The 14,131-nt window shown below is 53.2% G+C and carries 17 protein-coding genes; 14 read left to right on the top strand and 3 right to left on the bottom strand.

The window, feature by feature from the left end:
* The 13 genes from NFS31_RS25065 to NFS31_RS25005 form a co-directional block, all read left to right on the top strand.
* Positions 1 to 4,271 (top strand): phage tail tape measure protein (locus NFS31_RS25065; RefSeq protein WP_331482873.1); only part of this gene is annotated, 4,271 nt, incomplete at its 5' end.
* 3 nt (positions 4,272 to 4,274) lie between these two features.
* The gene (locus tag NFS31_RS25060) at positions 4,275 to 4,967 is read left to right on the top strand and encodes a LysM peptidoglycan-binding domain-containing protein (protein ID WP_160228585.1); all 693 of its coding nucleotides are present in this window, start codon (positions 4,275 to 4,277) and stop codon (positions 4,965 to 4,967) included.
* 15 nt (positions 4,968 to 4,982) lie between these two features.
* Entirely contained in the window at positions 4,983 to 6,245 is a 1,263-nt protein-coding gene (locus NFS31_RS25055) for an XkdQ/YqbQ family protein (protein ID WP_160228584.1), read from the top strand.
* A gap of 16 nt (positions 6,246 to 6,261) precedes the next feature.
* Positions 6,262 to 6,582, top strand: a complete 321-nt coding sequence (locus tag NFS31_RS25050; RefSeq protein WP_160228583.1) for a hypothetical protein — start codon at positions 6,262 to 6,264, stop codon at positions 6,580 to 6,582.
* Between the two features lie 18 nt (positions 6,583 to 6,600).
* Positions 6,601 to 7,038, top strand: a complete 438-nt coding sequence (locus NFS31_RS25045; protein ID WP_160228582.1) for a DUF2634 domain-containing protein — start codon at positions 6,601 to 6,603, stop codon at positions 7,036 to 7,038.
* Between the two features lie 11 nt (positions 7,039 to 7,049).
* Positions 7,050 to 8,180 carry a baseplate J/gp47 family protein gene (locus NFS31_RS25040; RefSeq protein ID WP_160228581.1) on the top strand — a complete coding sequence of 377 codons (1,131 nt, stop codon included), beginning with the start codon at positions 7,050 to 7,052 and terminating at the stop codon, positions 8,178 to 8,180.
* Between the two features lie 4 nt (positions 8,181 to 8,184).
* Positions 8,185 to 8,982, top strand: a complete 798-nt coding sequence (locus NFS31_RS25035) for a putative phage tail protein (RefSeq protein WP_160228580.1) — start codon at positions 8,185 to 8,187, stop codon at positions 8,980 to 8,982.
* Positions 8,979 to 10,226 carry a phage tail-collar fiber domain-containing protein gene (locus tag NFS31_RS25030; RefSeq protein WP_251501302.1) on the top strand — a complete coding sequence of 416 codons (1,248 nt, stop codon included), beginning with the start codon at positions 8,979 to 8,981 and terminating at the stop codon, positions 10,224 to 10,226. The genes NFS31_RS25035 and NFS31_RS25030 overlap by 4 nt, the downstream gene beginning before the upstream one ends.
* A gap of 190 nt (positions 10,227 to 10,416) precedes the next feature.
* Positions 10,417 to 10,785: a hypothetical protein gene (locus NFS31_RS25025; protein WP_160229205.1), complete on the top strand. Its 369-nt coding sequence runs from the start codon at positions 10,417 to 10,419 to the stop codon at positions 10,783 to 10,785.
* A complete protein-coding gene (locus NFS31_RS25020; RefSeq protein WP_251501299.1) occupies positions 10,785 to 10,907 on the top strand; it encodes a CD1375 family protein in 123 nt (40 codons plus the stop codon). The genes NFS31_RS25025 and NFS31_RS25020 overlap by 1 nt, the downstream gene beginning before the upstream one ends.
* A gap of 5 nt (positions 10,908 to 10,912) precedes the next feature.
* Positions 10,913 to 11,224, top strand: a complete 312-nt coding sequence (locus NFS31_RS25015) for a serine/threonine protein kinase (RefSeq protein WP_160229206.1) — start codon at positions 10,913 to 10,915, stop codon at positions 11,222 to 11,224.
* 23 nt (positions 11,225 to 11,247) lie between these two features.
* Entirely contained in the window at positions 11,248 to 11,487 is a 240-nt protein-coding gene (locus tag NFS31_RS25010) for a hypothetical protein (protein WP_160229207.1), read from the top strand.
* Positions 11,488 to 11,553: 66 nt separating this feature from the next.
* On the top strand, positions 11,554 to 12,891 hold the full coding sequence (locus NFS31_RS25005; protein WP_251501294.1) for a phage tail tip lysozyme: 1,338 nt from the start codon (positions 11,554 to 11,556) through the stop codon (positions 12,889 to 12,891).
* Between the two features lie 18 nt (positions 12,892 to 12,909).
* Here the strand turns inward: NFS31_RS25005 and NFS31_RS25000 are convergent, their stop codons facing one another.
* The 3 genes from NFS31_RS25000 to NFS31_RS24990 are packed head-to-tail and all read right to left on the bottom strand — an operon-like array spanning position 12,910 to position 13,617.
* Positions 12,910 to 13,155 carry a hypothetical protein gene (locus NFS31_RS25000; protein ID WP_251501290.1) on the bottom strand — a complete coding sequence of 82 codons (246 nt, stop codon included), beginning with the start codon at positions 13,153 to 13,155 and terminating at the stop codon, positions 12,910 to 12,912.
* Between the two features lie 47 nt (positions 13,156 to 13,202).
* Positions 13,203 to 13,343 (bottom strand): hypothetical protein, encoded by a 141-nt coding sequence (locus NFS31_RS24995; RefSeq protein ID WP_251501286.1) that lies wholly within the window; start codon positions 13,341 to 13,343, stop codon positions 13,203 to 13,205.
* A 46-nt stretch (positions 13,344 to 13,389) separates the two neighbouring features.
* The gene (locus tag NFS31_RS24990) at positions 13,390 to 13,617 is read right to left on the bottom strand and encodes a hypothetical protein (protein WP_160229349.1); all 228 of its coding nucleotides are present in this window, start codon (positions 13,615 to 13,617) and stop codon (positions 13,390 to 13,392) included.
* A gap of 158 nt (positions 13,618 to 13,775) precedes the next feature.
* Between NFS31_RS24990 and NFS31_RS24985 the strand changes: the two genes are divergently transcribed.
* Positions 13,776 to 13,973, top strand: a complete 198-nt coding sequence (locus NFS31_RS24985) for a hypothetical protein (protein ID WP_160229348.1) — start codon at positions 13,776 to 13,778, stop codon at positions 13,971 to 13,973.
* Positions 13,974 to 14,131: the final 158 nt, after the last annotated feature.

Raw genomic sequence — 14,131 nt, 5'->3', positions numbered from 1 at the left:
AGTATGAGATCCTCCTTGAAGCAAAGGATAAAATCACGCCGCTCCTTACCACCCTCGGAAACGGGCTCCGGGGCTTTACAGGAAAATCCTGGAGCGTTACCATGCGCGCCGTGGATCTGGTCTCCTCCCCTGTGAGGGGGATTTTAAACATATTAAAAAATCCCCTCTTCCAGGCGGGGGCGGTCCTTGGGATCAGTATCGGGCTTAAAGATACGGTCGATACATATAAAGGTTTTGAGGCCGCCATGTCACAGGTGCAGGCCATCAGCGGGGCCACGGGCTCAGAGATGGGACGCCTTACGGATAAGGCAAAGGAGATGGGGGCCGGCACAAAATTCACCGCAGAGGAGTCAGCGGAGGCGTTTAACTACATGGCCATGGCCGGCTGGAAAACCGGCGATATGCTGGACGGCATTGAAGGGATCCTCAGCCTGGCGGCGGCTTCGGGGGAAAGCCTTGCGACAACATCTGATATCGTAACCGACGCATTAACCGCGTTCGGGCTGTCAGCATCCGATTCAGGCCATTTTGCGGACGTGCTCGCCCAGGCGTCCTCAAATGCAAATACAAACGTCGGGATGCTTGGTGAAAGCTTTAAATATATCGCTCCGGTGGCGGGCGCGATGAAATACAGCGTGGAGGACGTCTCCCTGGCGCTCGGCCTGATGGCTAATGCCAGCGTTAAAGGTTCCATGGCCGGCACGTCCTTAAAAACAGCCCTGGCCAACATGGCTTCCCCAACCGATACAATGGCAGCCGCTATGAAGGAATACGGAATCAGCCTGACCAAAAGCGGCGGGCAGATGAAAACGCTAAAGGGTGTCCTGGACAACCTGCGCGAAAGCCTCGGGGATCTCACCGAAACAGAACAGGTGGCGGCCGCCACCCAGATATTCGGGAAAGACGCCATGGCCGGGATGCTGGCCATCGTCAACGCCACAGAAAAAGACTATGACAAACTTGCAGAGGCGGTCAGCCATGCCGACGGGGCCTCTGCGAGGATGGCAGGAACCATGCTGGACAACTTAAAGGGCTCCCTTACGCTGCTCCAGAGCGCTGCGGACGGGGTAAAACTGTCCGCCGGCGAGAGGCTGTCGCCCTATATAAGAGGCCTTGCAGACTGGCTAACTGCCCAGATGCCCGGGATCGAGCAGGGGATTGGCGAATTTATGGATCGTATCGACATACAGGTTGAGCGGATGCAGGGGCGGTTTAAAGAAATAACCGCCACGCAGGAGTGGCAGGACGCAGGCTTTTTGGGAAAAACAAAAATCGCCTGGGATGAATTCATAGAAAAGCCGTTTTCCGAGTGGTGGGCCGGCACAGGCAGGGCGAGGTTCGCGGGCTTTGCGCAGGATATCGGCTCCGGGATCGGCGCCGGCCTTAGAACTGGCATTACGGCCCTCCTGGGGATCGACCTGGGGAAAACACTGGATGAGGGGGCAAGTATCGGGGCCTCCTTTGCAAAAGGATTTTCTGAAGGATTTGATTTTGAATCCATATCCGGGAAGCTCTGGGATGGCTTTAAAAATATGCTCTCCAGCGCCGGGAAGCTTCTCCCGGGAGGGGAGGCCCCGGGGTTATCGTCGGTAATGTCGGCAGTTATGCTGGGAAAAATAGCGCTCCCGTTTATTGACATAGGAAAAGGAGCTGCGGCTATTGGAAGAGGATTATTTGGTACAGGCGCAGCAGCGGGTACATCAGCAGGTGTAGCGGTCGGCACATCCCTGGCAGGCTCCCTGATTGGCTCGGCCGGAAATGCTATGGTGGGCGGCAGCGGGCTTCTGGGAGGGCTGGCCAATATAGGGTATGCACTGAACCCTGGCAATATGGCTGGTTTATATTTTGGCAGTACAGCGGGAACCATGTCCGGCGGGATGGCTGCGCTTGCCGGCGCAGGAGGGCTTGCCGGCGGCTTGTCCCTGCTTTCCGGCTTTGCAGATATGAATAAGGCATATAAATCGGAAGACTGGGACGAGAAAAGCGCTTATTCAGCTTCGGGCCTTTATAAAGCGGGCGGCGTGGCAGCCGGGGCCGCAATCGGCACCCTGATTTTACCGGGGGTTGGCACACTGGCCGGGGCAGGGATCGGGGGCATCGCCGGATGGATACAGGGGAACAAGGTAAAGGAGGAGTACCAGGAAAAGGCAAACGAGATGCAGGCGGAGGCTGAGAAGGCGCAGAAATTTTTTGAACTCACTGGATTCTCTATTAACGATGCAGTTTTTGAGACAAAAGCGCTGAATGACGCCATCCATGATACAGAGATCAGCGCAGGGCAGCTTGGGATCATGTTCCAGGAGGCGGTGGGCGCTAACTTAAAAAGCCACTTTGGCGGCATGAAGCTCTCGCTTGCAGAGATTAAAGAGGCCGCTTCTGACATTGTATTCAACAGCCAGAAAGAAAGCCTGGAGGCTTTTTCAGCGGCCCTTGAGACATCCGAAACAAGCCTTTCCTCCCTGAAAAACACGCTTCAGGAGATGGGCCGGCTGAACTGGACTGCAGCTCTCGGGACAGAGATGCCGGAAAGCGAAATGGACGCCTATAAAGCAGCCGTGGATTCCATGGTTGCAGAGGCAAAGGGCTATGTGCGGAATAAACATTACGAGGCCACTCTTTCTGTCGGCCTGCTTGTAGGAGCGGAAAACAGTGAAAACGTTACTGGGGGACTTGATACCATGTACGGAGGCATCCAGTCGCAGATTGACGAAGCGGGCGCTGAACTGGACCGTGCGTTATCTGAGGCCCTTTCTGACGGGGCTCTCTCTACAAAGGATATGCTTACGATCCATATCGGGGGGATTGACTACGAGATGGATGAGGCGTCAGCTATCGCCGCGCTGCAGGATCAGGTTGCGGAGATTACGCAAAAAGTGTCAGATGCACAGGGCGAAGCGAAACTTGAAGCACTTAAAATCCGCTATGGAGGGGCTCGTCTTGACTCCGAAACCTTTGTGCAGTTACAGGAAGAGCTTGCGGCAAACGTATCGGCCATGACAGCGGATTATGATAAGGCGCTGGAGGTGGGGCTTACAGGCTTAAAGCTGCAACTATCCGAAGGGGCCATTGACCAGAGCCAATACGATGAATTGAGAACGCAGATTGAAGAGGGGTACAACAGCCAGCTTGAAGATTTGCAGGTACGGGTGGAGTCCTTCCAACTGGATACGATTGCAGAGGCATACGGGACGGCCCTGGACGGGATCCTCCCGGAGATAGAGGGGACGACAGGACAGAAACTGTCAGAGGCGATGGGGCGCGCCCTGGATATTTCCCCGGAGCCGGCGGAGTGGACAAGCGAACAGATTTCCTCCTGGTTCGGCCTGGAAAGCCTCAGTGCAGAGACGCAGACCGCCGTAGGGGAGCTTCTGCAGGCCACAGCGGAGACAATCCCATCCAGGCTGGCGGAAAGCCTTGCGGGGCAAATGAATACGCTGGACTGGTCCGGTATCAGCGGCGCTGTGGAACTCGGGCTTGCGGCAGCCCTCGCGGAATCCGGGTATACCGGGGCCGGGGCGGCGGTGAGCAGCGGGGTAGGGGCGGCGATCCTGGATGCGGACCTGTCGGAGATCCATTCCGCTGTGGATACGCTTAAATCAAACACAGACGCGGCGGTGGATTCCGCTTTCGGCGCAGGGGTAAGCACAACCATGCCGGTGCATGTGACGCTGGATTATCAGGTAGCAAACCCGTCTAAAACATTTAACGTAACCGGGAACGGGGCCTCCGGCAGCGCCAGCTTAAGCGTCACAGCCCATGCAGCCGGCGGTTATGTCAGCGGCGGGCCCCAGCTCTCCTGGCTGGCTGAAGAAGGATATGGGGAGTTTGTGATCCCCACGAACCCGAGCAGGCGGGCAAGGGCGCTGGACTTATTTGAGCAGGCGGGGGCTGCGCTTGGGGTTCCTGCATTCGCGGCGGGCGGTTATGCGGGCGGTTCTGTGCCCCGCGGTATTGATTTATACAGCACACCGGACGGGGACATCCCTGCATCTTATAGCGAAAGCATGGACGGGGATGTCAGCGGGGAGCAGGTACAGCCGTATGTCCCTGTACCTGCAACGGGCGCCCCAGACGGCACAGGAACGCCGGAAGTCCACATAACGGTTAATCTGTCCCCGGAGTTTACCATACAGAACGGGGACGGACAGAGTGAAGAAAGCATCATACAGGCAGTCATGCGCCACATGGAGGAGATATCCGATCAGGTAAGCGGCCAGGTTGCCAGGACACTTATAGAGATTTTCTCCAACATGCCGGTAAAGGGGGCCTGAGAAATGAATATCAAACTGATCCCGGCCGGGGGCGGCTCCCGTTTTACGTTCCCGGCCCTGCCGGAAAAGATTCAGGGTAAATATGGGGCGCGGTACCAGAGCTTTGATATCCTGTCCAAAGGGGCGGTGAAAGTGCCAAAAGGGACGGACGCGGCGGAATTTTCCTGGGACGGCGTTTTCTTCGGGAGAGCCAAAAGGCGGGAGCCGATTGTAAAAAAGAACCAGTGGAAGGAGCCGGAGGAATGCGTTAAAATCCTGAACCGCTATTTAAAGAACGGGACCGTTTTAAACCTGATTGTCACAGAGACATGGATTAACGCAGACGTTACAATCTCCTCCTTCCAGCCCCGGCCTGTGGGGGCGTATGGGAATATTGAATACTCCATTACCTTTGTCCAGAAAAAGACGCTGCGGATTTACACAACCGATGAACTCCAGATCGCGGCGTTTGTAAAAAAGACAGCGGAGAGGGAGGACGGCGGGGAGGGAACTGCTTCCGGGGGAAGCTATACCGTAAAGAGCGGCGATACGCTCTGGAGGATTGCAGCCGAAAAACTTGGCTCCGGCTCAAAGTGGCCGGCCATTTATGACGCAAACGCCGACACGATTGAGGCAGAGGCGAAGAAACATGGCAAGCCGGGGTCTGACCGCGGGCACTGGATTTATCCCGGGACCACATTGACGATCCCCGCGTAAAAATGAGGGTAACGGATGATTGATTTATCAAAGATTACATACCGTGTAGTGGTTATGGACGGGAACGGGAACCAGTACAACATCACCGATTATGTCCGGAACCTGGGCTGGGAGGAGGGAGAAAACGAGCTTTCCCTGCGCTCCTCCTTTACAGCCAGGAACGATGAGACATCAAAAGGATACCTGTCCGGACTGATCCGGCCGGGGTGCCTGGTGGGCATCTTTGCATCAGACGGAGGCTCCCTTGACGGGGAGGCAGCCAGGGGAACCGTGGAGACGTGGGAGGCGGTGGAAAAGAACGGGGCAAACGAATTGCGCTGTACGTGCTACGACGGGCTTTATAAACTCCAGGCAAGCCAGGAAAACAGGTTTTACCCATCCGGCACAGGGACAAAATCCGCCGTCCAGGCAATCTTTAACGACTGGGAAATGCCGCAGGGGGAGTATAAAGGGCCGGATGTGGCGCACGGAAAAATGGCTTATAATAACCGGTTCCTTTCAGACATCATCCGGGAGATTCTGGACGACGCGGCGAAAAAAGGCGGGGAGCCGTGTATTGTAAGGGAAGAGAAAGGATATATCCAGGTGCTCCCCAAAGGCGGGAATGAAACCGTATATGTATTTAAAGAGGACAACACCCAGTCATTTAACCAGTCCATCAGCACAGCGGATCTTATCACCCGCGTAAAGGTCGTGGGACAGGCGGACGGCGATGGGAGGCGGAGTGTGGAGGCAACGGTGGAAGGCCGGACCGAATACGGCATCCGGCAGCGCATCTACAGCCGGGGATCGGATGAGACGGTAGAAGCGGCAAAGTCGGCGGCGCAGGAAATCCTTAACAACGAGGGAAAAATCCGGAGGGATATGTCGGTACAGAGCCCGGATGTCCCCTTTATCCGCAAAGGCGATCTGGCCTATATCATGAGCGGCTCCATATCGGGCTATTACTACGTAAAAAGCATCCGCCATAATGCGGACGCGTGCAGCATGATCATGGATCTGGAGTATGCAGAACCGGAACCGGAGCCGGAAGCAGAAGAGGAACCAGGAGAAGACGGGCAGGAAAAGAAAGAGTATCAAGTGGGCGATACCGTGAATTTCCACGGCGGGACCCATTATATCAGTAGCTATCCCGGCGCAAAAGGATACAGCGCCCGGGCCGGGCAGGCAAGGATTACGGAAAAGGACGGATCCGGCGGGGCGCACCCGTGGCATCTGATCCATACGGACAGCGCCAGCAATGTGTATGGGTGGGTGGACGACGGGACGTTTGATTAAAAGGCAGGAGGCCGCCATGGAAGGATTTAACGGAAACCCGGGAATCAATAAGCTGGCAAATGTGCTAAGCCAGCGCATGAAGGCGGAAAACAGATCTCCCCTCATACTGGACTTTGGGGAGATACAGGGGGACGGGAGCCTCCGGACCGACACATTCCCTGTGCCGCTTCCCAAAGGGCAGTATTCGGTGTGCAGGCATGTCGGCGGGCTGTCGTTTGAGATAAGCGGGGGGCACTCCCATACCGTCGCCCCTCCGGCCATAAAGCCGGGCGACCGGGTACTGGTAGCCTGGGTGCAGAGCGAGGCGGTGGTTGTGGATATTATCACGAATTCGTAAGGAGGGGGCGGTGGAAAAATGGCGGGGAAGCTGTTTCCGGTGGTGGAAGTGCCGGAATTTAAAACAGAACGGGCGGGCTATGACACCCGTTACAGGAGGAGCGCAAAATGGGATCCGGAAGCCGGCGATTTTGTCAGGGACGGTGCGAACCGCGTGGTGGAGTGCGGCGGGAAGGAGGCGTATGCCATTTGGTGTTTTAAGATTGCTCAGACGGAGCGTTACCGCTGCCTTGCCTATCCGGATTCCATCGGGACGGAGATGGAGCGGGCCATGGACGACGACGATGAAAAAACGGTTGAGTCCATGGTACAAAGGACGATCACAGAAGCGCTTATGGTAAATCCCAGGACAAAGGAAGTCGGGGAATTTGATTTCTCATGGGACGGCGATACCATGCGCTGCTCCTTCCTGGTTACAGGGGTGGAGTGGGACGAAGGGGTTCTGATCACAGTATAAGGGGGAAAGAGATGCAGCCGGAATTTATTATGCCTGATTTTATTAAGCATAACAGCGCGGACGAAATCCATGAACGGATGATGCGGGCCCTCCCGGACGATATCGATGATATGCCGGGCGGTTTCCCTTATGATTTTACCAGGCCGGCGGCGCTGGAAAAGGATGAATTTATCAATTATCATCTGGTAAGGGCAATCATGGTGGCGTTCCCCCAGTACGCATGGGACGAATGGCTGGATCTGCACGGCCGCCAGGTACAGCTTATACGCCATCCACCCGGACGGGCGTCAGGGGCCGTACAGATATCAGGCACGACGGGGACAACCATTGCGGCGGGTACTGTGTTCTGCACACCTGCGACAGATTGCGGGCCTTCCATCGAATTTGCCGCGTCAGAGGATACGGTTATAGGCGAGGACGGAACCGCCATGATCCCTGTATCGGCGTTAGAAAGCGGGACCGGATCCAATGTAGCCGCCAATACAGTGACGCTCATGGTAAAGCCGGACAAAAATATCCGGGAAGTAAACAACCCGGAGCCCATCCGCGGCGGCACAGAGCGGGAGAACAACGATGGCTTCTATGACCGGATCGCAGCGGAATACGAAAGCAGGCGGACATTCCTGGGAAATGACAGCGACTTTATCCGCTGGGCCCGGGAAGCGGGCGCGGGTGACTGTATTGTGATCCCGGCGGCCGAGGGCCCCGGTACGGTCAGGCTGGCCCTGGTGGACGGGAACGGGCAGCCGGCAAACGGGGAGCTGGTGCAGGATGTATATAATTACATTGTATCGCCGGATGACCGGAGCCGGAGGCTTTTACCGACTGCATGCGCCAGGCTGGTATGCGTGCCGGCTGCAACGGTAACGGTTGATTTTACGATTACCGGACTGCTGTTCGATGATACAACCGGCCTGGAGCAGATCCGGGCTGATTTTGCGTCAGCGGTGAAAACGGTCTATGTATCCGCAAAAGAGCAGGGGATCTTAAGATACAATGATGTGCGCCCGATTATTGCGGATATTGCAGGTGTGACGGATTTTAAGGAATTTTTTATCAACGGGGAGATGAAAAATATTTGTCTGGAACAGGAGGAATACCCGGAAACCGGTACGCTTGATTTCAGCCAGGGGAGGGAGTGATCCTTTGGAAAAATTTGATTTGGAGAATTTCCCGGCAAGCGAGAGCGCAAAGAAAATGCTCAGCTATGTATCAGATGGATTTTATGATAAGTCCTATGTTGGAAAATGGATTTATCAGGTAATGGGGATGGAATATGACAAAGCGCGGGAAATGGCGGAAGAACTGCCGTACCAGTTTTTTCCTGAAACGGCCACCTGGGGGCTTATGTACCACGAGATTAAGTGGGGGCTCCCGATCCGCCTGAACCTTACATATGAGGAGCGCAGAAGGAGAATCTACGAGAAACGGGATTACCGGCCGCCGATGACTCCATACCGGATGGAAAGTTATCTTGCCGCCGTGACGGATCTGGAAATCCATGTGGCGGACTGTCATGATCCGGGGATTTATGGCTATCAGCCGCCGCATCCAAATGTGTTCCATGTCACGCTACGGGAGCATGGCACCAACAGCCGCGTGGATTACGGGAGCCTGGAAGAGATGCTTTCGCGGTTAAAGCAGTCCCATACGGCCTTTACGCTGGAGCACCGCCAGGAATTTGAGCAGGGGATAAAAGCATATGCAGGGGCGCTTACCACGGAGTTTGTGGAGTATGAGATTAAAGCCAGAAGAGTACACAGGGACATCGAAACGCAGGCGCGTATAAGCTCTGGGACAATCCCGGATTCCCGGATATCAGAAGAGATCCGGGCAGGCGGAAAAATCAACCGGGACGGAACCGCAGCCATGCGGATCGGGGCGGCATCCGCAGCAGATATGCTGGTAACAGAGGAAATATTGTCAGGAGGGATAAAACGATGACAGATCGGACAGTCATTACAACCAGGGGGCTGCAGCTCCTCGCCAGGCTGGCGTCGGGGGCGGAGCAGTTGGAATTTACAGGCGTAAAGGTGGGGACGGGAATTGTACCGGACGGGACGGATCCCGCCCAGCTCATGCACCTGGTCAGCTACAAAATGGACGGGATGATCGCGGATTACGGGTATGACCAGGAGACGGACGACGCCTTTGTCGTGATGCAGATCACAAACGCGGGGATAACAAGCGGTTTTGTCATGACAGAGGTTGGCCTTTTTGCAATGGATCCAGACCGCGGGGAAATCCTGTATGCGTATGTAGATTTATCGGAAGATCCGAACTACATCATGCCGGAGGAAAACGGGCGCGCAAAGACCGTACAGATTAAAATGCACGTCGTTGTCGGGGAGGCTGCGGACATCACGGCAACCATCAACCCCTTAAGCCAGGTTACCATGGAGGTTTTCCAGCGGGAGCTGGGGAAAAAGACCGACTCCGAGGGCGGCGACATATCGGAGGCAGTAGCCGGGTTTGAAACGCCGGGAGCGGAAATAAAATACCCGGAACTGGAGCCCGGGGGATCCGTAAAAGGGATACTGGGCGGAATGAAACGCTGGCTGGAGACGCTAAAAAAAGAAAAGGTGACGGCAGACGGGGGAGAGGCAGGGGAAACGACGGCCACGTTTGAGGATTACACAGGCGATACCCCTGCGCCGTCTGTGGAGACTGCGCTGGCAAATATCCGGAGCAAAGGGAAAACGGGTAACATACTGAGCAATATAAAAGCTGCGCTGATGGGGTTAGTGACACTGGGGGAGATGCGGAAGCATCTGGTCAATAACGGGCTGTGTACGGAGCCGGGGAAATTTTTCCTGGATGCGGCGTATGGGAAAACTCTGATGGATGAGATTACTCGGTTAAATGGCGAGGCCAAAATCAGGTTTGCGCCAATTCCTCCAAATTGGAATGAGGTAAATGCAAAAAACTATGGGAAAGGTATTATTTTATCTCCGATATGGTTTAATTCGTCAAGCCCTCAAAAATATATTGGCGCTCCTTTGGGTGCATATACATATGGGATTCTGGTTACTTTTGACATGGAGTCATATAACCCAACTTTTGCATCTTTGCAAATATATTTGCCAGATAAAGCCGATGTTAATGGGATATACGTAAGAGCTGTAATGAATCAAGAGTGGGCAAAGTTTGTTGGAACATCCATTAATTCCGTAGCAGCTTCGCAATAACAAAAAAATAGCAATTTAACCGAGTTAGACGGGCGGGGCTTAGTGGGAGCGGAATCTCCATGCGCCGCCCTTTTGTAATTATTTCATTCCCTTGTCATATAAGAGGGCCTTCTAAATTATAAACGTTTATTCCGGTAAAAATGTAACCAACAAAATTAAAAAGCGCAGGATGCGCGGAAAGGAGTCTGAAATGAATAAAGACAGACTGTTATTAAAGGATGGGACGGAAATCGTCCTAGATGCGGGGGCCAGCCTTGGGGCCCTGCAGGTCACATTGGCCAGCCGGGAGGACATGCTGGCTGTCTGGGGAAAACTGACCGATGCCAACCTCGCACAGGCGCAGATCCTCAACGGCTCCGGGCTTGTGGTCGGGAATTACAATAACCTTTTGCTGGTGTCTGAAACGTCCACTGTGGCCGCGGATGGGGCAATACATACAATCTTTAACGTCCGTGAGAAAACGGCGGAGGAAAGGCGGTTGGAGGCCCTGGAGGAGGGACAGGAAGTCCAGGACGGGGCGATCGAAGAGCTGGCCGGCATGATGGGAGGTGGGGAATAATGGTAGCGTTTTATGTCATGCGGATAAAATCCGGGAAAATGGTTCTGGAGGATGTGCCCGCCCGCTGGAGAGAGGCTGTGGAAAAGAAGCTGGTTAAGGATCCGGCTGTGGAAAGGGGGTGAGCTGGATGGATTTGACAGCATTGGTTATAGCGGCGGGCATCCCGTCAGGAATCAGCGGCTTCTGTTTCTGGCTTATCCAGCGGAAGATTGAACAGCGGGAGAAGATCCGGGAAAAACAGGAAGAGATCCGGGAAAAACAGGAGTACCTGATGGTAAAAGGGATCGGGGCGGCGATAGCCCTGGGGGAAGCTTCCGCTATCGCGCTGAAGAACGGCCATACCAACGGGGAGACGGAAAGCGCCCTGGAGTATGCGCGGAAGGTGAAGCATGAGCAGAAGGAATTCCTGACGAAACAGGGAATTGAAGCAATTTATTAAGTGAGAGGGGGAGTTATATATCAATGAAAGAAATTGACTGGAAAAGAAAACTTACAAGCCGGAAGTTCTGGACTGCAGTGACATCTTTTGTATCAATGATGATTGTAGCAACAGGAGGAACAGAAAATACCGCTGCACAGGTTACGGCGCTGATTATGGCCGGCGCATCGGTGCTGGCTTATATTATCAGTGAGGGACTGACGGATTCTGCTAACGCCGGTTCTGGTACAGACCTGCCGGAAAAAGAAGAAAAAGGACAGTAGGATGATCAGCCATAAAGCCTGGGTGTAAAAGCCTGGGCTTTTTCTGATCCGGAAAGGGGAAATAACATGACAGAAAAACAGATGTTTGATTTGCTGGTAACAGAGGGGTTGTCTGAGCATGGGGCCGCCGCCCTCCTCGGGCATTTCCAGGCCGAAAGCGGGCTGAATCCCCGGAACCTGCAGAACATTTACGAGAAAAAGCTGGGATTTACAGACGATACCTATACGGTGGCGGTGGATTCCGGAAGCTACGCAGACTTTGTCCGGGACTGTGCTGGGTACGGGCTGGCACAGTGGACGTACTGGTCGAGAAAACAGGAGCTCCTGGAGTTTGCACGGAATTCCGGATGCTCTGTCGGCGATGCCGGTATGCAGCTTAAATTTGCGCTTTATGAGTTGAAGGGAAACTATAAAGATGTCTTTAATGCGCTGAAAACAGCAGTTGATATCAGGGCAGCGTCGGACATTGTATTGACTCAGTATGAGAGGCCAGCCGATCAGTCTGAAGCGGTAAAACAAAAACGCGCAGGCTATGGCCAGGAGATTTACAAACGTTGCTCTGGGAAAATGGGGGAGGCTGGCGGAGAAATAACAGAAGCGCAGGCAAGGCAAAAGTTAGTCTCGGTTGCGATACAGTGGTATGGCCGTAAAGAGTCAGACGGATCGCACAGGGAGATTATAGACATCTACAATGGACATGCTCCCCTCGCCAGGGGATACAAGGTAAAGTACACAGACGCCTGGTGTGCAACCTTTGGATCAGCCGCGGCCATTGCTGCCGGATATACAGACATTATCCCTACAGAGTGCGGATGCGGGCAGATGATCGAACTGTTTCGGAAGATGGGCCGGTGGGTGGAGGATGATGCTTATATTCCATCGCCGGGGGATTATATCTTTTATGACTGGGACGACAGCGGCGCGGGGGACTGCGCGGGCTGGCCGGAGCATGTCGGTATTGTGGTATCGGTATCGGAGGATAAAATCAGGGTAATTGAGGGCAATAAAAACGATGCTGTTGAGTACAGGGAGATAGATGTAAACGGACGGTATATCAGGGGCTACGGCATCCCTGACTATGCATCCAAAGCAACGGCCCCGGAAGCCCCAGAGCCCGCTGAAACGGGCTGGGAAAAGGATGCACAGGGGCGGTACAGGTATAAAGAGGATAACGGGGCATATGCGTCAAATAAATGGCTGCTTATCAACCATCACTGGTACCTGTTTGGCAAAGACGGGTGTATGTTGACCGGCTGGCAGCGCTGGGACGGCAGTAGCGTAGTGGGGGCAGATGCTCCGGGGGAGTGGTATTTCCTGGACAATACGCCGGGCGGGCCGCTGGAAGGAGCGTGCTGGCACAGTACAGATTATGGGGCCCTGCGGATCTGGGATGTGCAGGAATAGTAAAAAAGGCGGCAGGTGTTATCCTGCCGCCTGCTCTAATTTATTCAGCCGTTTTCTGTTTCTGAAAACATACTCAACAGCTTCTTTTTCCATAACGCCGATAATTCCCTCTGTTTCGTGGTTGATTGTGTAATCATGGCGCAGACATTCCGGCTCTGTTACCCCGTCATACCTAAACCAAAATTCGCCCTCTATCCAATCTTGATCTGAAAATTCTTTACGTGATTTTAAAAATGCTAATGCGTCTGCCTTTGACCTTATCATATCCTCCTCACTTTCTCCCTGCATTACCCGGCAGGGACGGGATGAAGTCATACTATTTCAAAAACCCTATTGTCAATGCGGTTATAAGCAATTCTTTTAGCGTCCTTTTCATCTACTGCCCTTACAACTAAGGAATACACCCGCCTTTTGTATTTCTTAAGCCTATACTTAATTTCAAATGGTTTCATATCTTCCCTTCTTTCTCCCGGCGCATCCCCGCCGGGCGGGTGGTATCTAACAATTTACGATTGCCTGTATCCCTGCAACTATCAGCTCATAAGTGACTCCTTTTAATGACTTTGCCCTGTCTATAAGAGCTTTGTGCATTACGGATGGCATCCTATGTACACCGTTAAGAACGGCTAAGCATTCATCGTAGTTAAGGATATTTATCATTTCCAGCGCTTGCTGCATGTTTTCCAATCTGTCAATTTTCTTTTTTGCTAAATCTTTTCTTGTCATTTCCTATGTCCTCCGTTCCTTTGATAAGTCTATTATATAATATACGTACGTAATTTTCAATATACAGAATAGACAAAATGTACGTACGTAAATTGTGCATTTTGTATTATGTACGTAATTATGAATGTATGATATAATGGTATAAAAGGAGGTGGACTATGCCATATGATGAAAAGCAGAAAAAATATAGCATAAAATATGCAAGGGAGAATTTGAAGCGGATCCCGCTTGATGTGAAGAAAGAATACTATGACAAAGTTATTGTGGCTGAAGCTGAAAAGCGTGGGATGTCTGTCAGGGCATTTATTTTACAAGCAATCGAAGAAAAAATTTCCAACGATAAAGGGCGGCAATGATGCCGTCCTTTGTGCAAAATCTTTGCGATACAAAGCGATAGAGGAAATGGGAGATTTTATTTACCTGAGTAAACCCGTGTTACTCGGTTAAATTGCTATTATCGTTTTACTGGGCATCCACCACAGCGTTGACAGATGTTCCAATAAACTTTGCCCAT

Origin of the sequence: Otoolea muris, from assembly GCF_943193115.1 — a bacterium.
Taxonomy (GTDB): Bacteria; Bacillota; Clostridia; order Lachnospirales; family Lachnospiraceae; genus Otoolea; species Otoolea muris.
Note: the sequence above shows the minus strand (reverse complement) of the source record. Positions and strands in the feature narration are given on the sequence as shown.